The sequence below is a fragment of the Pseudomonas sp. CFBP13528 genome, assembly GCF_005233615.1.
GTDB lineage: Bacteria > Pseudomonadota > Gammaproteobacteria > Pseudomonadales > Pseudomonadaceae > Aquipseudomonas > Aquipseudomonas fluorescens_AM.
This window is the reverse complement of sequence record NZ_QGAJ01000002.1, coordinates 509427-527057: the sequence shown is the minus strand read 5'-3', so window position 1 is coordinate 527057 and position 17631 is coordinate 509427. Positions and strand designations below refer to the sequence as shown.

Below are 17631 nucleotides of genomic sequence, written 5' to 3'. Positions count from 1 at the left end.
ACATACTATGTCCGTATGCCCCTTTCATTACCCTCAGTACCGTTCTACAGACCCGGAAATGATCAATCGTTTCATTGATATTTTTCCGCTGGCAATGATGACCTCGCACAAGCACGGACACTTTCTTTGCAGCCACATTCCGCTATGGCGCCAGCCGGATGGGTCGTTGTTCGGACATGTCGATGGTAATAACCCACAGTTCAAAGGCGAACAGCATCTGAGTGCTCAAATCGTCTTCATGGGCCCATCGGCTTATATCCCTCCACACGCTTACGTCTCGCGCCAACTTCCCACGTGGAACTATCTCGCCGTTCACATGCAGGCGAACATTACGGTGGTGGACGCTCCAGACCAAACACTGGAGATCCTCGAGCAAACCGCGAAACGGTTATCGAAGCAGGCCTCTGACTATCAAGTCGACAAGCGTGATCCGAGGGTGATATCCAGTCTTCCACATATCCTGGGGTTGGTCATACGGCCGGAAACGATCGAAGGGCGCTTTAAACTCTCCCAAGACAAATCCTCACCGGATACGTCAGCCGCTCTGCAGTGGTTACTCGACAACCAAACGCAAGATCATGCCGAGTTCCTGAAGGAACTCCTGCACGCCGCTACCCAGCCACATTCAAACTGAGGTCAGTATGCCCATCGTTAGAGTAGAAGACCCTGTACACCGGGACGCCGATAACCAGCACGCCATAATCGAGACGATCTACAACTGCTTGAAATCGGTATTCAAGGTCAGTGACGAAGAGCTCCAGGCACGTTATGTGTGCTACGACAAGAACGCCTTTCGTTCTCCAGGAGATCGCCACGAGTTCATCCACATTGAAATCACGCTGTTCAAAGGACGCAAACTCGAAACCAAGCGCCAGCTCTATCAATTAATCAGTAACCGGATCGCTGCGCAGCTAGACATTTCGACACAGGCAGTGTTGATACTGCTGATCGAGCAAGAGCCCGAGAACTGGGGTATGCGAGGCGGAGTACCGGCGAGCGAGATCGACTTTGGCTATGCAATTTCCATTTGATATCGCTGCGTTTCTTCGTCGATAGCCTATGGCGAATTCAGGCCAGTTCAGCTTTGCGCAATCTGCCGCTTGCCCTGACCTGACATTTGTTTTTACCAAGCCGTTTGCAACCTGCGAACCCCCGACCTCGCGTGTTAACCTTGAGCCCATCGCAAAAAATGCTGGGCCAAGCGCCCCCTTTGCCCCATCACTTTCAACGAACTTGCCTACTACCCAATGAGTAAAAACACCTCCGATCTGTCCTCCCACACGCCAATGATGCAGCAGTACTGGCGCCTGAAAAACCAGCACCCTGATCAGTTGATGTTCTATCGCATGGGCGACTTCTACGAGATCTTCTATGAAGACGCGAAGAAGGCCGCCAAGCTGCTGGACATCACCCTGACCGCGCGCGGGCAGTCGGCGGGGCAGTCGATTCCGATGTGTGGGATCCCTTACCATTCATTGGAAGGTTATCTGGTCAAGTTGGTGAAGCTGGGCGAGTCGGTGGTGATCTGTGAGCAGATCGGCGACCCGGCCACCAGTAAGGGGCCGGTGGAGCGGCAGGTAGTGCGCATTATTACGCCGGGCACGGTGAGCGATGAGGCGCTGCTGGATGAGCGGCGCGATAACCTGATCGCTGCGGTTCTGGGTGACGAGCGTTTGTTCGGTCTGTCGGTACTGGATATCACCAGCGGCAATTTCAGCGTGCTGGAGATCAAGGGCTGGGAGAACCTGCTGGCGGAACTGGAGCGTATCAATCCGGTGGAGTTGTTGATTCCGGATGATTGGCCCAAGGACTTGCCGGCAGAGAAGCGCCGTGGGACCAAACGTCGTGCGCCGTGGGATTTTGAGCGTGATTCGGCGCTGAAAAGTCTGTGCCAGCAGTTCTCGGTGCAGGACCTTAAAGGCTTCGGTTGCGAAACCCTGACCCTGGCCATCGGCGCTGCCGGCTGCCTGCTCAGCTACGCCAAGGAAACCCAGCGCACGGCCCTGCCGCACTTGCGCAGCCTGCGGCATGAGCGGCTGGACGATACCGTGGTACTGGATGGCGCCAGCCGTCGCAACCTGGAGCTGGATACCAACCTGGCGGGCGGGCGTGATAACACGCTGCAATCGGTGGTCGACCGTTGCCAGACTGCGATGGGCAGCCGCTTGCTAACCCGTTGGCTGAACCGTCCGCTGCGGGATTTGACCGTCCTCCAAGCACGTCAAACCTCTATTACCTGCCTGCTTGACGGCTATCGCTTTGAAAAGCTGCAGCCGCAACTCAAGGAAATCGGCGATATCGAGCGCATCCTCGCGCGGATCGGCCTGCGTAATGCACGGCCCCGTGACCTGGCGCGCCTGCGTGATGCCTTGAGTGCCCTCCCCCAGTTGCAAGTCGCGATGACCGAACTGGACACGCCGCACCTGCAGCAACTGGCTGTCACCGCCGGCACCTATCCGGACCTCGCGGCGCTGCTGGAAAAAGCCATCATCGACAACCCACCAGCGATCATCCGAGATGGCGGTGTGCTGAAAACCGGCTATGACAGCGAGCTGGACGAGCTGCAATCGCTGAGCGAAAACGCCGGACAGTTCCTGATTGACCTGGAGGCCCGCGAAAAAGCCCGCACGGGCCTGGCTAACCTGAAAGTCGGCTACAACCGCGTGCATGGCTACTTTATTGAGCTGCCGAGCAAGCAGGCCGAGTCGGCGCCTATCGACTATCAACGTCGCCAGACCCTCAAAGGCGCCGAGCGTTTTATCACCCCGGAGCTCAAAGCGTTCGAAGACAAGGCGCTGTCGGCCAAGAGTCGCGCCCTGGCTCGAGAAAAAATGCTCTATGAAGCCTTACTCGAAGACCTGATCAGCCGCCTGGCGCCGTTGCAGGACACCGCCGCCGCCCTGGCGGAACTGGATGTGCTGAGTAACCTCGCCGAGCGTGCACTGAACCTGGACCTCAACTGCCCGCGGTTTGTCAGCGAGCCGTGCATGCGCATCGTGCAAGGACGTCACCCGGTGGTGGAGCAGGTGTTGACCACGCCATTCGTTGCCAACGACCTGTCGCTGGACGACGACACCCGCATGCTGGTGATTACCGGCCCGAACATGGGTGGTAAATCCACCTATATGCGTCAGACCGCGCTGATCGTGCTGCTGGCACACATCGGCAGCTTCGTGCCGGCGGCCAGCTGCGAGCTGTCCCTGGTGGACCGGATTTTTACCCGGATCGGTTCCAGTGACGACCTGGCCGGTGGCCGCTCGACGTTTATGGTGGAAATGAGCGAAACCGCGAACATCCTGCATAACGCCACCGACCGCAGCCTGGTGTTGATGGACGAAGTAGGCCGCGGTACCAGCACGTTCGACGGCCTTTCGCTGGCATGGGCGGCGGCCGAGCGTCTGGCGCATTTGCGCGCCTATACGTTGTTTGCCACTCACTACTTCGAACTGACCGTGTTACCGGAAAGCGAGCCGCTGGTAGCCAACGTGCACCTCAATGCCACCGAGCACAACGAGCGCATCGTGTTCCTGCACCACGTGCTGCCGGGCCCGGCCAGCCAGAGCTATGGCTTGGCGGTCGCGCAGTTGGCCGGCGTACCCAATGATGTCATCACCCGCGCCCGCGAACACCTGAGCCGCCTGGAAACCACGGCCCTGCCCCATGAAACCGTGGTCGCCAGCCCTGCCAAGGCCAGCAGGAAACCCGCCGCGCCGCATCAGAGCGACCTGTTCGCCAGCCTGCCCCATCCGGTACTGGATGAGCTGGCCAAGCTTGACCTGGATGACGTGACGCCGCGTAAAGCACTCGAAATGTTATATGCACTGAAGACTCGGATATAACGCACACGCGTGCAAGCTGGTAGACTCTCGCGCGGTTTGGGATGCTGCGGGCTTTTAGCCTGGCCTGCAGACTATCGCTCCCGAACCTCGCGAGCCCTGCCACACAGGGTTTCGCTGCCGCCGCCTGAGGAGAAAATTAGAAATGACCTTCGTCGTCACCGACAACTGCATCAAGTGCAAGTACACCGACTGCGTAGAAGTGTGTCCGGTGGACTGCTTCTACGAAGGCCCGAACTTCCTGGTCATCCACCCGGACGAGTGCATTGACTGCGCCCTGTGTGAACCAGAATGCCCGGCTAACGCCATTTTCTCTGAAGATGAAGTACCTGCGGGTATGGAAAACTTCATTGAGTTGAATGCCGAGCTGGCGGACATCTGGCCGAATATCACGGAAAGAAAAGACGCCCTGCCCGATGCGCAAGAGTGGGATGGCAAACCCGGCAAGATTGCAGATCTCGAACGCTGATAGCAGCGTCGTTGCCAAAAAAAAGGCCCTTTGCGGGCCTTTTTTGCGTTTCCATGTAGCCGCTTTCACTTTTCTACAGGCGAAAAAAGGGGCGGTATGACCCGCCCACATTTTTTCCCTAGTCCCTTTAATCCTTTTCATCGTCCTGATGAATCGCATCCTGCGACATTCCTTCAAACCACCGTTCCTTGATGGCTGTGCCAATCCGTGGACACAGGGCTGATGTTAGAGCCTCCCAAGATAAGTTCAACGGGATCCAAACGGATGGCGGCCAATCGGCGGGGCTCAAGTGACATTAAATAATTGTTTTATTTCAAACAGTTAGAAATATCGCTCGAAGATTCGAGACGCTCATTCCCGGTAAAAAAACCGAATACCTACATGACGGTAAGCGAATGCTTACACGACTGATTGGGAAAAGAGCGTCACAAGCCTATGCGGTACTGTTCCTACAGCGCGATTCAGTCGTCGCTGACGGTGATCGTCGGCATCGCGGGACTGCTTGCCTCCTGCAGCACTATCCGCGCGCCCACGTGGCGGGCCAGTTCCTGATACACCATGGCAATCTGACCATCGGGCTCGGCAGCCACGGTGGGCTTGCCGCCATCGGCCTGTTCACGGATCGACATCGACAGCGGCAACGAGGCCAGCAGTTCGACGCCGTATTGAGTCGCCAGCTTCTCGCCGCCGCCCTCGCCGAAGAGGTGTTCGGCATGGCCACATTTGGAACAGATGTGCACCGCCATGTTTTCCACCACGCCCAGCACCGGAATGTTGACCTTGCGGAACATCTCCACGCCTTTCTTCGCGTCCAGCAATGCCAGGTCCTGCGGCGTGGTAACGATCACCGAGCCGGCCACCGGGACTTTCTGCGCCAGGGTCAACTGGATATCGCCGGTACCGGGTGGCATGTCAATCACCAGGTAGTCCAGGTCGCCCCAGGCAGTCTGGGTGACCAATTGCAGCAGCGCGCCGGAAACCATCGGCCCGCGCCAGACCATGGGCGTGTTGTCATCGGTCAGGAACGCCATGGACATCACTTCCACGCCCAGGGACTCGATCGGCACAAACCACTTCTGGTCCTTGACCTTGGGCCGTGTGCCCTCGGCAACGCCGAACATCACACCCTGGCTCGGGCCATAGATATCGGCGTCGAGGATGCCCACGCGGGCACCTTCACGGGCCAGGGCCAGGGCCAGGTTGGCGGCGGTGGTGGATTTACCCACCCCGCCCTTGCCCGACGCCACGGCGATCACGTTCTTGACGTTGGCCAGGCCAGGGATCTGTGCCTGGGCCTTGTGCGACGCGATTACACAGCGGATGTCGACCTTGGCCGAGCGCACGCCGTCGAGGCCTTCGATGGCCATTTGCAGCATCTGCGCCCAGCCGTTTTTGAACAGGCCGGCGGCGTAGCCCAGCTCCAGCTGGACCGATACCTGGTCACCCTGTACCTCGATGGCCCGCACACAGCCGGCACTGACCGGGTCCTGGTTCAAATAGGGGTCGGTGTACTGGCGAAGCACGGCTTCCACCGCTGCGCGATTGACGGCGCTCATGGGCTACTCCCGAAAAAGACTGACTGAAACAGGCGGCTATCCTAACCGTTCCAGGCCGCCAGCGGCATGCTTTCGCAGGATGGGAAGATTCTGAAACAGCACCACGGGGTGAAATAAATTTCCCGGCGCTTTATAGTGGCCGACCTCCGTTTCATCAAGTAGCCGAGCCCCATGTCCGAGCCACGCAAGATCCTCGTCACCAGCGCCCTGCCCTATGCCAATGGTTCCATCCATCTTGGCCATATGCTTGAGTACATCCAGACCGATATGTGGGTGCGCTTCCAGAAGCATCGCGGCAATCAATGCATTTATGTCTGCGCGGACGACGCCCACGGTTCGGCCATCATGTTGCGCGCCGAAAAGGAAGGCATCACCCCGGAACAACTGATCGCCAATGTGCAGGCTGAACACAGCGCCGACTTTGCCGAGTTCCTGGTGGAGTTCGACAACTTCCATTCGACCCACTCCGACGAAAATCGTGAGCTTTCGAGCCAGATCTACCTGCGGTTGAAAGACGCCGGGCACATTGCCACGCGTTCGATCACCCAGTATTTCGACCCGGAAAAGAAAATGTTCCTGGCCGATCGCTTCATCAAGGGCACCTGCCCGAAATGCGGCACCGATGACCAGTACGGCGACAACTGTGAGAAATGCGGTGCCACCTATGCCCCCACCGACCTGAAGAACCCCAAGTCGGCCATCTCCGGCGCTACCCCGGTACTCAAGGACTCCCAGCACTTCTTCTTCAAGCTCCCGGACTTCCAGCAGATGCTGCAAACCTGGACCCGCAGCGGCACCTTGCAGGATGCCGTGGCCAACAAGATCGCCGAATGGCTGGATGCCGGCCTGCAACAGTGGGACATTTCCCGCGATGCGCCGTACTTCGGCTTTGAAATTCCAGGCGAACCGGGCAAGTACTTCTATGTCTGGCTGGACGCGCCGATCGGCTACATGGCCAGCTTCAAGAACCTCTGCGACCGCACGCCGGAACTGGACTTCGATGCGTTCTGGGGCAAGAATTCCACTGCCGAGCTGTACCACTTCATCGGCAAGGACATCGTCAACTTCCACGCGCTGTTCTGGCCGGCGATGCTCGAAGGTTCGGGCTACCGCAAGCCGACCGGCATTGCCGTGCACGGCTACCTGACGGTGAACGGGCAGAAGATGTCCAAGTCCCGCGGCACCTTCATCAAGGCGCGCACCTACCTGGACCACCTGTCGCCGGAATATTTGCGTTACTACTATGCGTCCAAGCTGGGCCGTGGCGTCGACGACCTCGACCTGAACCTGGAAGACTTCATTCAGAAGGTCAACTCGGACCTGGTCGGCAAGGTCGTCAATATCGCCAGCCGTTGTGCCGGGTTTATCCACAAGGGTAATGCGGGTGTGCTGGTCGCTGAAAACGCCGCGCCGGAATTGACCGATGCCTTCCTGGCCGCCGCGCCAAGCATCGCCGATGCCTATGAAGCTCGTGACTTTGCCCGCGCCATGCGCGAAATCATGGGCCTGGCCGACCGCGTCAACGCCTGGATTGCCGACAAGGCGCCATGGTCGCTGAACAAACAGGAAGGCAAGGAAGCTGAGGTCCAGGCGATCTGCGCCACCGGCGTCAACCTGTTCCGTCAGTTGGTGATCTTCCTCAAGCCGGTGCTGCCGCTGCTGGCCGCCGATGCAGAGGCGTTCCTCAACGTCGCGCCGCTGACCTGGAACGACCACGCCACGCTGCTCGGCAACCATCAGTTGAACGCGTTCAAGCCGTTGATGACCCGCATCGACCCGGTGAAAGTCCAGGCCATGACCGACGCATCGAAAGAAGACCTGGTCGCCAGCCAGACCGATACCGGCTCGACTGCGCCAGCCGATGACAGCGAGTTGGCCAAAGACCCTATTTCCGGGGAAATCGAGTTCGACGCTTTCGCCGCCGTGGACCTGCGGGTTGCACTGATCGTCAAGGCCGAAGCCGTGGAAGGCGCCGACAAGTTGTTGCGCCTGACCCTGGATCTGGGCGGCGAGCAACGCAATGTGTTCTCCGGCATCAAGAGCGCTTACCCGGACCCGTCCAAGCTCGATGGTCGCCTGACCATGATGATCGCCAACCTCAAGCCACGAAAAATGAAATTCGGTATCTCTGAAGGCATGGTGATGGCGGCCGGTCCTGGCGGCGCAGAAATCTATCTGCTCAGCCCGGACAGCGGCGCCAAGCCGGGACAACGCATCAAGTAACCCCTGCAGGATGCCCCGGCGTTTCGACGCTGGGGCTTTTCAGCCCGCCCGCATCGGCGGGCCGGGCGTCAACGCAATGATCAAAGCATGAACCTGATTCAACGTATCGACGCGCTGCTCCCGCAGACTCAATGCGGCAAGTGCGGGCACCCGGGGTGCAAGCCTTACGCCGAAGGCATCGCTGACGGCGAGGCGATCAACAAGTGCCCGCCCGGAGGCCAGGAAACCATCGCCGGGCTTGCGCAATTGCTGCGCGTGCCGGTGCTGGCCCTGGATACCAGCCGCGGCGACACGCCACCTCAGATCGCCTACATCCGTGAGGCTGAATGCATCGGTTGCACCAAATGCATCCAGGCTTGCCCGGTCGACGCCATCATTGGTGCCGCGAAGTTGATGCACACGGTCATAATCGACGAATGCACCGGTTGCGACCTGTGTGTCGCGCCCTGCCCTGTCGACTGCATCGAGATGCGCCCACTCGCTGAAGTCCTGCCTGTTGTGGGTGGCCTGGCGCATAGCGATGACGAGCGGCGCGAACGCGGCCTCAAACGCGACCGGGCACGTCGGCGTTTCGAACAGCGCAACGCACGCCTGCAACGTGAGCAAGCCTGCAAACTCGCCGAACGCCTGGCGCGGGCCAAGCGCATTGCGCCCGTGGCAACGGCACAAGTCGATAGCCATCAGGCCGCTCAGGATGCAGCGATCAAGCACGCCAAAATCAGTGTCGCCATGAGCCGTGCTCAACTGCACAAATCCCTGAAGGCGTTTGGGCACCCCCCGACCTTTGAGCAACAGTCGCAATTGATTGTCCTGCAAAGGCAGTTCGAAGCTTCGGAGCAGGCGCTTGCCGCGCTGGAAGTCAACCGCCCGCCACCGCTGCCGACCACCAAAAGCGCTGAAGTCAAGCGCGCGAAGATCCAGCTGGCAATGCGCCGGGCAGCATTGAAAAAGGCCCAGGATCAACAGGCTGACGAACAGCAACTGGCAAGCTTGAGTGCCGCGCTGGACGCCGCCGAGCAGACGCTGCATGACGCCGAAGCCACTTGCAACGCCAACGCCTGAACCACAACCGACGCTGCGCTGTGTATTGCTACAATTACGTCGATCGCCTGCAAGGAAACGTCCGTCCCTATGAACGCTGCAAAACGCCTGGAAATTTTCCGCAGGTTTCACGAAGACAATCCGCAACCCAAGACCGAACTGGCCTACTCCTCGCCGTTCGAGTTGTTGATCGCAGTGATCCTGTCGGCCCAATCCACAGACGTCGGCGTCAATAAGGCCACGGCCAAGCTGTTTCCCGTGGCCAATACTCCAGAGGCGATCTATGCCTTGGGTGTGGAGGGGCTATCGGAGTACATCAAGACCATCGGTTTGTACAACAGCAAGGCCAAGAACGTGATCGAGACGTGCCGCCTGCTGATGGAGTTGCACGCCAGCGACGTACCGCAAACCCGCGAAGCCCTCGAAGCATTACCCGGCGTGGGCCGCAAGACCGCCAACGTTGTACTCAATACGGCGTTCCGGCAACTGACCATGGCGGTGGATACGCACATTTTTCGCGTCAGCAACCGAACCGGCATCGCTCGCGGAAAGAATGTGGTGGAGGTTGAGAAACAGCTGATGAAATTCGTGCCCAAGCCCTATCTGCTCGATTCCCATCACTGGCTGATTCTTCACGGGCGCTATGTTTGCCAGGCGCGCAAGCCTCGGTGCGGCAGCTGTCGGATCGAAGATCTTTGCGAATACAAGGACAAGACATCCGACGATTGAGGGTTGCCGGGTTTTCCCTATGGGTCGATTGAAAAAATCTTTTTTACGCGTTCGCGGATTATCGCTATAAGGAGCGCCAATGGCAGTCTTAGCCTGGAGTGAACCTTATGAGCACTGGGAAAGAACAACTGGTAGTAGATGACGAACCGGTGGAGCTGGAAGACGATGATGCGCCGGCGCCCGTCCCGGAGGTGGCCAAGACCAATTTGAGCAAGCGCCTGATTATCGACAATCTTCTGGAAGAGCGACGCCTGCAAAAACAATTGGCCGATTACGACTTCGACCTCTGACCCGCCGGCAGCCAGCCGGAAGCCTCCCTGACGGAGGCTTTTTTGTGCCGAATTTTACAACGGGGTCAGAATGGTGGAGCGCCCCTCCTCACACCAGACCATTACGCTGGGCCAGCTCTATCAGGTCGACGAGTGACCGGGCATTGAGCTTCAATAGCAGGCGCGTCTTATAGGTGCTGACGGTCTTGTTGCTGAGGAACATACCGTCGGCAATCTCCTTGTTGGTTTTGCCACGGGCCAGCTGTTGCAGCACCATCATTTCCCGTCCCGATAGACGTTCGACCATGTCTGCCTCACTGGCGTTGCCCATGGTGGACCGTACCGAGTTGAGCGCCTGGTTCGGGAAGTAGCTGTAGCCGGAAAGCACCGCCTTGATGGCGCTCAACAACTCGGTCAGGTCCTGCTGCTTGCACACGTAGCCGGCGGCACCGGCTTGCATGCAACGCATGGAGAAATGACCAGGCGCCTGGGACGTCAGCACCAGCACCTTGAACGATACGGCTTGCTTGGTCGAGGCCAGCCGGCAAATAACTTCAAGGCCATCGAGTTTGGGGATTCCAATATCCAATATGACAATGTCCGGCATATGTTCCCGCGCAAGTTGCAGCGCATCGACACCGTTATCAGTCTCGGCAACAACCTCATAACCATGACGCTCCATTAGCATGCGCACAGCAAGCCGAATGACGGGATGATCATCCACGATCAGCACTTTATTCATGAGAAAGTCCAATTTCGCTGTTCGAATTATTTAGAGAAAGCACAATAGCCTAGTCGCCTGCTAGTTGGCATAGCATGCCCCCCCGAGCAACAGCAGGCAGAGACCCACCCCACAACAAGAAAGGAATTGACCTACAAAAATTCGCAAGCTTTAGTGTATTGGGCTTTATGGAGCCCTTCAGACCTTTCCCTGCTCGTACATATTTTGCGTGAAATATCCCCATCCCCAGGCCTACCCAGTAAACGTGGCGCACAGGGCTCTCAGGAAATACTCCTTGTTTACCATTGCGGCTTATACAAAGGGCTGAAAAAAGCCGATCAACTTCAGTTCCACTTAACATATTTATATACACCCAATTTTCCTACAGAAAATTCCACAAATTACACATCCTTTGCGCCTACATGAGTGAAATTTCTGTAAGACATGGTTCCTGCTTAGATGTAAAAAACCTTTCCTCAGCAAAATAGATGTCTGAAATCGAAAACACTCAAAAAGACCTTAAGGAAAATACTTAAACACACAGCCGACATTTTTAAACGTCGCCCCTCCCGCTGATTAATGCTTGTATTGGAATATTCAATGCCTAGTCCTGAAATAGGTTTACACCCTGTTTACATGATCGTTTCCACGCTCTGCGTGGGAATGACACCCGGGACGCTCCGCGTCCTGCTTTCAGCGAAAGACCCGGCGCTTGCGCAAGGGCGACGCGGAACGTCTCGGGATGCTTTCCCACGAGGAGCGAAGGAGCGATCAATGGGTAAATTCAGGGCAAAAAAAAGCCCCTTGTAAAAGGGGCTTTCTCACAACAGCAAACCACTCAGAACAATTTGCGTCCCTTGTTGGCCGCGATGCGCATGCGCAAGGCGTTCAACTTGATGAAGCCCGCTGCATCCGCCTGATTGTAGGCACCGCCATCTTCCTCGAAGGTCGCGATGTTGGCGTCAAACAGTGACTCATCGGACTTGCGACCGGTCACGATCACATTGCCCTTGTACAGCTTCAGGCGCACCACACCGTTCACGTGGGCCTGGGAGGCGTCGATCATCTGTTGCAGCATCAGCCGCTCAGGGCTCCACCAGTAACCGGTATAGATCAGGCTGGCGTACTTGGGCATCAGCTCATCTTTAAGGTGGGCCACTTCACGGTCCAGGGTAATGGACTCGATGGCGCGGTGAGCACGCAACATGATGGTGCCGCCTGGTGTTTCATAGCAGCCGCGGGACTTCATGCCCACGTAGCGGTTCTCGACGATGTCGAGACGACCGATGCCGTGTTCGCCGCCGATACGGTTCAGGGTCGCCAGCACGGTGGCGGGTGTCATCTCGACACCATCCAGCGCGACGATGTCACCGTTGCGGTAGGTCAATTCCAGATACTGCGGCTTGTCTGGAGCATTCTCCGGGGAGACGGTCCATTTCCACATGTCTTCTTCGTGTTCGGTCCAGGTGTCTTCCAGCACGCCGCCTTCATAGGAGATGTGCAGCAAGTTGGCATCCATCGAATACGGGGATTTCTTCTTGCCGTGACGCTCGATCGGGATCGCATGCTTTTCAGCGTAATCCATCAGCTTTTCACGGGACAGCAGGTCCCATTCACGCCAAGGCGCAATCACTTTCACGCCGGGCTTGAGGGCGTAGGCGCCCAGTTCGAAACGCACCTGGTCGTTGCCCTTGCCGGTGGCGCCATGGGAAATGGCGTCAGCGCCGGTTTCGTTGGCGATTTCGATCAGGCGCTTGGCGATCAGCGGACGTGCAATGGAGGTACCGAGCAGGTACTCGCCTTCATAGACGGTATTGGCGCGAAACATCGGATAAACGAAATCGCGGACGAACTCTTCGCGCAGGTCGTCAATGTAGATCTCTTTCACGCCCATGGCTTGCGCCTTGGCACGTGCAGGTTCGACCTCTTCGCCCTGACCCAGGTCAGCGGTGAATGTCACCACTTCACAGTTATAAGTATCCTGCAGCCACTTGAGGATCACCGAAGTGTCCAGGCCGCCGGAATACGCGAGAACGACCTTGTTTACGTCGGCCATGCCATCACTCCACGGGGTTGTACGGAAAGGCAACGATTCTACCGATCAAAACCGCGAATTTACAGGGGCGCGACAGCAAATGAAGATAAAGCGACAGATTATGTCGAACGGGCGACCGATAATCGCACCTTACGAGGTCGCTGCAGGGTTGCTCGGGGCTACGGCCTGGGGTGCCGGTTTCTCGGGCGCCGCCACGCGCTCGAGTTGCACGTTGACCCGACGGTTGCGCGCTCGGTTGGCGGCATTGGTGTTGGGCGCCAAGGGGTAGCTTTCACCGTGGAAACGCAGAGTGATCTGGGATTCCGGGATGCCGTTGGCCTTGAAGTAGTCCATTACCGCCAAGGCACGGCGTCGTGACACATCACGGTTGGTCAGGCGGTTGCCGCTGTTATCCGAATGGCCGTTCAACTCGATATGGTTGACGGTGGGGTCGGCTTTCATGAACGCGACAATCACTGACAGTTTCTTCCTGGCCGCTGCATCCAATTCGATGCCGCCACCGGGGAAACCGACTTCCGTCTGTTTGACCTGGTCGTAGTTCATCGGCAGCAGCTTGGTAGTACACAGCTGATAGTCGTTGTAGGCCTTGGCGAATTTCACCGGCAGCAGGCGAATTTCCGAGTAACCGCCTTCGCGTCCGTAATGCCGCACGGTCGGGCTGCGGCCTTCGAGCAAACCGCTGAAAAGACGCCCGGCCTGGGCCTGGGAACTGTTAAACAGCACATCACCGCTGCCGACGCGTACCGCGCCGAGGTTGATGTCGCCGCGGCCCGGTTGCCAGGGCGCGGCGGCGGCCAGCAACGTGGCGGAGCCGGCACCGAGCGATCCGCTATAGGCTTTCAGGCGAAAGGTCGCCTGCTCGCCCGCCCGGCGCACGAACTCGCCCGAGCCGAAATCGGTGATCGGCTGGGTCAGGCGGCACTCGAACTGATCGCCCTCCACTTTCCACTCAATATTCTCCAGACGTGTCTGGAACGTGAGAGCCATCGCGGGCAGGCTGGCGAACACACTGAGCAGGGCTAGATAATGCTGGCGCACGGGAGGCTCCACTGGTTTCTACAACACTTCAAAGCGTCATACATCGTTAAGGCATACCCAGTGCTATCGGTTGCATCCTGCAAAACTTGATAGCGAGTGCCTGCACGAGTCTTTTCCGGTAGCATTCCCACCAGATTGACCCGCCTGGAATCCCCAATGTCCGACCGCCTGACCCTGCTGCGTCCCGACGACTGGCATATACATCTTCGCGATGGTGCTGCGTTACCCCACACCGTGGCCGATGTCGCGCGCACCTTTGGCCGCGCCATCATCATGCCTAACCTGGTACCTCCGGTGCGTAACGCCGAGCAAGCCGATGCCTATCGCCAGCGGATCCTCGCTGCACGACCGGCCGGCAGCCGCTTCGAACCGCTGATGGTGCTCTACCTCACCGACCGCACCCAGCCTTCGGAAATTCGCGAGGCCAAGGCCAGCGGCTTCGTGCACGCCGCCAAGCTGTACCCGGCCGGCGCGACCACCAACTCCGACTCCGGCGTGACCAGCATCGACAAGATCCTGCCGGCCATCGAAGCCATGGCCGACGTGGGCATGCCGCTGTTGATCCACGGTGAGGTCACCCGTGGCGATGTCGACGTATTCGATCGCGAAAAGATCTTCATCGACGAACATATGCGCCGCGTGGTCGAGCTGTTCCCGACCCTCAAGGTGGTGTTCGAACACATCACCACCGCCGACGCCGTGCAGTTCGTCACCGAGGCTTCGGCCAACGTCGGCGCGACCATCACGGCACACCACCTGTTGTACAACCGCAACCACATGTTGGTGGGCGGGATTCGGCCGCACTTCTATTGCCTGCCGATCCTCAAGCGCAACACCCACCAGGTGGCCTTGCTGGACGCCGCGACCAGCGGCAGCCCGAAGTTCTTCCTCGGCACCGATTCCGCGCCCCACGCCCAGCACGCCAAGGAAGCCGCCTGCGGTTGCGCGGGTTGCTACACCGCGTTTGCCGCCATCGAGCTGTACGCTGAAGCGTTCGAACAACGCAATGCCCTGGACAAACTTGAGGGTTTCGCCAGTCTCAACGGCCCGCGTTTCTATGGCCTGCCGGCCAATACCGACCGCATCACCCTGGTTCGTGAAGACTGGACCGCCCCCGCCAGCCTGCCCTTTGGCGAGTTGACCGTTATCCCGCTGCGCGCCGGTGAAACACTGCGCTGGCGCCTGCTGGAGGAAAGCAAGTGAGTGAAGACCATTACGATGATGAACAGGAACACAGCGGTGGCGGCGGTTCGCGCCACCCGATGGCCGAGCGTTTCCGCGGCTACCTGCCTGTCGTTATCGACGTAGAAACCGGCGGCTTCAATTGCGCCACCGACGCGTTGCTGGAAATTGCCGCGACAACCATCGGCATGGACGAGCAGGGCTTCGTGTACCCGGACCACACCCACTTCTTTCGCGTCGAGCCGTTTGAAGGTGCCAACATCGAAGCGGCGGCCCTGGAGTTCACCGGCATCAAGCTCGATCACCCGCTGCGCATGGCGGTGAGTGAAGAAGCCGCGCTGACCGACATCTTCCGTGGCGTGCGCAAGGCGCTGAAGGCCAATGGCTGCAAGCGTGCGATCCTGGTGGGGCACAACAGCAGTTTCGACCTGGGCTTCCTCAACGCCGCCGTGGCGCGGCTGGACATGAAACGCAACCCGTTTCATCCGTTCTCCAGTTTCGACACCGCCACGCTCGCCGGCCTGGCCTATGGTCAGACCGTGCTGGCGAAAGCCTGCCAGGCAGCCGGTATCGACTTCGACGGCCGCGAAGCTCATTCGGCCCGCTACGACACCGAGAAGACCGCCGAGCTGTTCTGCGGCATCGTCAATCGATGGAAACAGATGGGCGGCTGGGAAGACTTCGGCGACTGAGACTCCCCGCCCATAAAAAAACCGGCCTTCTCAGGCCGGTTTTTTTCTACCTTGAATCCGGCTTACAGCTTGCCGGCGTTCTCGGTCAGGTAAGCCGCCACACCTTCGGTGGAAGCGGTCATGCCTTTGTCGCCTTTCTTCCAGTTGGCAGGGCAGACTTCGCCGTGCTCTTCGTGGAATTGCAGCGCGTCGACCAGGCGAATCAGCTCTTCCATGTTACGGCCCAGCGGCAGGTCGTTGATGATCTGGGAGCGCACAACGCCCTTGTCGTCGATCAGGAACGCGCCACGGAAAGCCACACCGCCTTCGGACTCGACGTCGTAGGCCTTGGCGATATCGTGCTTCATATCGGCAGCCATGGTGTATTTGACTTTACCGATGCCGCCATCGTTGATGGCCGTGTTGCGCCAGGCATTGTGGGTGAAGTGGGAGTCGATGGAAACGGCGACCACTTCAACGTTGCGTGCCTTGAAATCGTCCATGCGGTGATCCAGAGCGATCAGCTCGGATGGGCAGACGAAGGTGAAGTCCAGCGGGTAGAAGAACACCAGGCCGTATTTGCCTTTGATGGCTTCAGACAGTTTGAAGCTGTCTACGATTTCGCCATTGCCGAGGACGGCAGGTACGTCGAAATCCGGGGCTTGTTTGCCGACGAGTACGCTCATTGGATATCTCCTGATGAAGGGGTGACGATTGAAGTAACAGGACCAGCGTCGAGTCTGCCATGCATTGGCGACAGACCTGTGACGCGGTCACGCTTCGTAAAGACCGACCATCATACACCGAAAAAACCGTTCGTCAGCGCGCAGGCAATACCCAAGGGACAGTTGACGAAACCACTTTGACAATCATTCTCGTTAACATTAAGATCCATCCCACTTAAGCCCTAACCCGCGACGGTTCTCCTTATGTATGTGTGCCTCTGTACTGGCGTCACCGACGGACAAATCCGCGAAGCAATCTATGAAGGTTGCTGCAGCTACAAGGAAGTGCGTGAAACCACCGGTGTTGCCAGCCAGTGCGGTAAATGCGCATGCCTCGCCAAGCAAGTGGTACGGGAAACCCTCACGCAGTTGCAGACAGCCCAGGCTGCGGCGCCGTATTCAGCAGAATTTACACACGCTTAAATAGGCGTGTTTTAGAGAGCCGGACCCTGTGTCCGGTTTTTTTATGTCTGCAATTCAATTAGTTAGCGCCAAGACGCGGAACACAAACATTCTTATTCCGATTAATTTTCATTTATTATTCAATAACTTAGGTTTGACACCAGGATTGTCGCCGCTCAAACTCTGCCCATACACAGCGATTACAGGGCAGGACCCCAGTCATGAAAGGCGACATCTCAGTCATCCAGCAACTCAATAAAATCCTTGCCAATGAACTGGTCGCGATCAATCAGTACTTTCTGCATGCACGCATGTACGACGATTGGGGCCTGGAAAAGCTGGGCAAGCGCGAATACAAAGAATCGATCAAGGCCATGAAGGACGCCGATGCGCTGATCAAACGCATCCTGTTCCTGGAAGGCCTGCCGAATGTGCAGGACCTGGGCAAGCTGAATATCGGCGAACACACCCAGGAAATGATCAGCAGCGACCTGGGCTTTGAACGCAAAAGCCACAGCGACCTCAAGGCCGCCATCGCGCACTGCGAAGCCACTGGCGACTATGGCAGCCGCGAATTGCTGGAAGATATCCTGGAAGACCAGGAAGAGCACATCGACTGGCTCGAAACCCAACTGGGCCTGATCGACAAAGTCAGCCTGGAAAACTACCTGCAATCGCAGATGGGCGAATAACCCCAAGCGTTCGGGTACAAA

General features: G+C 58.1%; 17 protein-coding genes. 12 read left to right on the top strand and 5 right to left on the bottom strand.

Annotated elements, in window-relative coordinates; translation table 11 throughout:
* Positions 1 to 7: 7 nt before the first annotated feature.
* From PspCFBP13528_RS05840 to fdxA, 4 genes are all read left to right on the top strand, one after another.
* On the top strand, positions 8 to 634 hold the full coding sequence (locus PspCFBP13528_RS05840) for an FMN-binding negative transcriptional regulator (RefSeq protein ID WP_137199798.1): 627 nt from the start codon (positions 8 to 10) through the stop codon (positions 632 to 634).
* Between the two features lie 7 nt (positions 635 to 641).
* A complete protein-coding gene (locus PspCFBP13528_RS05835) occupies positions 642 to 1031 on the top strand; it encodes a tautomerase family protein (RefSeq protein WP_137199797.1) in 390 nt (129 codons plus the stop codon).
* 216 nt (positions 1032 to 1247) lie between these two features.
* Positions 1248 to 3839 (top strand): DNA mismatch repair protein MutS, encoded by a 2592-nt coding sequence (mutS, locus tag PspCFBP13528_RS05830; protein WP_057724799.1) that lies wholly within the window; start codon positions 1248 to 1250, stop codon positions 3837 to 3839.
* 142 nt (positions 3840 to 3981) lie between these two features.
* Positions 3982 to 4305 (top strand): ferredoxin FdxA, encoded by a 324-nt coding sequence (gene fdxA / locus PspCFBP13528_RS05825; protein ID WP_065951822.1) that lies wholly within the window; start codon positions 3982 to 3984, stop codon positions 4303 to 4305.
* 461 nt (positions 4306 to 4766) lie between these two features.
* On the opposite strand, the gene apbC is transcribed toward fdxA, so the two are convergent.
* A complete protein-coding gene (apbC, locus tag PspCFBP13528_RS05820) occupies positions 4767 to 5861 on the bottom strand; it encodes an iron-sulfur cluster carrier protein ApbC (RefSeq protein WP_137199796.1) in 1095 nt (364 codons plus the stop codon).
* Between the two features lie 171 nt (positions 5862 to 6032).
* Here apbC and metG point away from each other — a divergent pair, with 171 nt between their 5' ends.
* The 4 genes from metG to PspCFBP13528_RS05800 all read left to right on the top strand — a co-directional run bounded on the left by metG (position 6033) and on the right by PspCFBP13528_RS05800 (position 10144).
* On the top strand, positions 6033 to 8084 hold the full coding sequence (gene metG / locus PspCFBP13528_RS05815) for a methionine--tRNA ligase (RefSeq protein ID WP_137199795.1): 2052 nt from the start codon (positions 6033 to 6035) through the stop codon (positions 8082 to 8084).
* Positions 8085 to 8171: 87 nt separating this feature from the next.
* Entirely contained in the window at positions 8172 to 9146 is a 975-nt protein-coding gene (gene rsxB / locus PspCFBP13528_RS05810) for an electron transport complex subunit RsxB (protein WP_137199794.1), read from the top strand.
* A 69-nt stretch (positions 9147 to 9215) separates the two neighbouring features.
* Positions 9216 to 9854, top strand: a complete 639-nt coding sequence (nth, locus tag PspCFBP13528_RS05805) for an endonuclease III (protein WP_137199793.1) — start codon at positions 9216 to 9218, stop codon at positions 9852 to 9854.
* Positions 9855 to 9961: 107 nt separating this feature from the next.
* Positions 9962 to 10144, top strand: a complete 183-nt coding sequence (locus tag PspCFBP13528_RS05800; protein WP_065951817.1) for a hypothetical protein — start codon at positions 9962 to 9964, stop codon at positions 10142 to 10144.
* Between the two features lie 88 nt (positions 10145 to 10232).
* Here PspCFBP13528_RS05800 and PspCFBP13528_RS05795 read toward each other — a convergent pair whose 3' ends face one another.
* From PspCFBP13528_RS05795 to PspCFBP13528_RS05785, 3 genes are all read right to left on the bottom strand, one after another.
* Positions 10233 to 10865: a response regulator transcription factor gene (locus PspCFBP13528_RS05795; protein WP_003188986.1), complete on the bottom strand. Its 633-nt coding sequence runs from the start codon at positions 10863 to 10865 to the stop codon at positions 10233 to 10235.
* A gap of 817 nt (positions 10866 to 11682) precedes the next feature.
* A complete protein-coding gene (locus PspCFBP13528_RS05790) occupies positions 11683 to 12900 on the bottom strand; it encodes an argininosuccinate synthase (protein WP_065886002.1) in 1218 nt (405 codons plus the stop codon).
* A 129-nt stretch (positions 12901 to 13029) separates the two neighbouring features.
* Positions 13030 to 13938 (bottom strand): OmpA family protein, encoded by a 909-nt coding sequence (locus PspCFBP13528_RS05785; protein ID WP_065951816.1) that lies wholly within the window; start codon positions 13936 to 13938, stop codon positions 13030 to 13032.
* 156 nt (positions 13939 to 14094) lie between these two features.
* On the opposite strand from PspCFBP13528_RS05785, the gene pyrC reads away from it, so the two are divergent.
* Together pyrC and rnt are read left to right on the top strand one after the other, a co-directional pair.
* A complete protein-coding gene (gene pyrC / locus PspCFBP13528_RS05780) occupies positions 14095 to 15141 on the top strand; it encodes a dihydroorotase (RefSeq protein ID WP_065951815.1) in 1047 nt (348 codons plus the stop codon).
* Complete coding sequence (gene rnt / locus PspCFBP13528_RS05775) at positions 15138 to 15812, top strand: ribonuclease T (protein ID WP_065951814.1); 675 nt, start codon at positions 15138 to 15140, stop codon at positions 15810 to 15812. Before pyrC ends, rnt begins: the two co-directional genes overlap by 4 nt.
* 62 nt (positions 15813 to 15874) lie before the next feature.
* Here the strand turns inward: rnt and PspCFBP13528_RS05770 are convergent, their stop codons facing one another.
* On the bottom strand, positions 15875 to 16477 hold the full coding sequence (locus tag PspCFBP13528_RS05770) for a peroxiredoxin (RefSeq protein WP_057724790.1): 603 nt from the start codon (positions 16475 to 16477) through the stop codon (positions 15875 to 15877).
* A 243-nt stretch (positions 16478 to 16720) separates the two neighbouring features.
* Between PspCFBP13528_RS05770 and PspCFBP13528_RS05765 the strand changes: the two genes are divergently transcribed.
* Together PspCFBP13528_RS05765 and bfr are read left to right on the top strand one after the other, a co-directional pair.
* Positions 16721 to 16939, top strand: a complete 219-nt coding sequence (locus PspCFBP13528_RS05765; protein WP_083216687.1) for a bacterioferritin-associated ferredoxin — start codon at positions 16721 to 16723, stop codon at positions 16937 to 16939.
* 200 nt (positions 16940 to 17139) lie between these two features.
* On the top strand, positions 17140 to 17610 hold the full coding sequence (gene bfr, locus PspCFBP13528_RS05760; protein WP_065891908.1) for a bacterioferritin: 471 nt from the start codon (positions 17140 to 17142) through the stop codon (positions 17608 to 17610).
* Positions 17611 to 17631: the final 21 nt, after the last annotated feature.

Coding starts and splice junctions, on each gene's coding strand:
- PspCFBP13528_RS05840 (WP_137199798.1), top strand. CDS start 8: ATGTCCGTATGCCCCTTTCATTACCCTCAGTACCGTTCTACAGACCCG.
- PspCFBP13528_RS05835 (WP_137199797.1), top strand. CDS start 642: ATGCCCATCGTTAGAGTAGAAGACCCTGTACACCGGGACGCCGATAAC.
- mutS (WP_057724799.1), top strand. CDS start 1,248: ATGAGTAAAAACACCTCCGATCTGTCCTCCCACACGCCAATGATGCAG.
- fdxA (WP_065951822.1), top strand. CDS start 3,982: ATGACCTTCGTCGTCACCGACAACTGCATCAAGTGCAAGTACACCGAC.
- apbC (WP_137199796.1), bottom strand. CDS start 5,861: ATGAGCGCCGTCAATCGCGCAGCGGTGGAAGCCGTGCTTCGCCAGTAC.
- metG (WP_137199795.1), top strand. CDS start 6,033: ATGTCCGAGCCACGCAAGATCCTCGTCACCAGCGCCCTGCCCTATGCC.
- rsxB (WP_137199794.1), top strand. CDS start 8,172: ATGAACCTGATTCAACGTATCGACGCGCTGCTCCCGCAGACTCAATGC.
- nth (WP_137199793.1), top strand. CDS start 9,216: ATGAACGCTGCAAAACGCCTGGAAATTTTCCGCAGGTTTCACGAAGAC.
- PspCFBP13528_RS05800 (WP_065951817.1), top strand. CDS start 9,962: ATGAGCACTGGGAAAGAACAACTGGTAGTAGATGACGAACCGGTGGAG.
- PspCFBP13528_RS05795 (WP_003188986.1), bottom strand. CDS start 10,865: ATGAATAAAGTGCTGATCGTGGATGATCATCCCGTCATTCGGCTTGCT.
- PspCFBP13528_RS05790 (WP_065886002.1), bottom strand. CDS start 12,900: ATGGCCGACGTAAACAAGGTCGTTCTCGCGTATTCCGGCGGCCTGGAC.
- pyrC (WP_065951815.1), top strand. CDS start 14,095: ATGTCCGACCGCCTGACCCTGCTGCGTCCCGACGACTGGCATATACAT.
- PspCFBP13528_RS05770 (WP_057724790.1), bottom strand. CDS start 16,477: ATGAGCGTACTCGTCGGCAAACAAGCCCCGGATTTCGACGTACCTGCC.
- PspCFBP13528_RS05765 (WP_083216687.1), top strand. CDS start 16,721: ATGTATGTGTGCCTCTGTACTGGCGTCACCGACGGACAAATCCGCGAA.
- bfr (WP_065891908.1), top strand. CDS start 17,140: ATGAAAGGCGACATCTCAGTCATCCAGCAACTCAATAAAATCCTTGCC.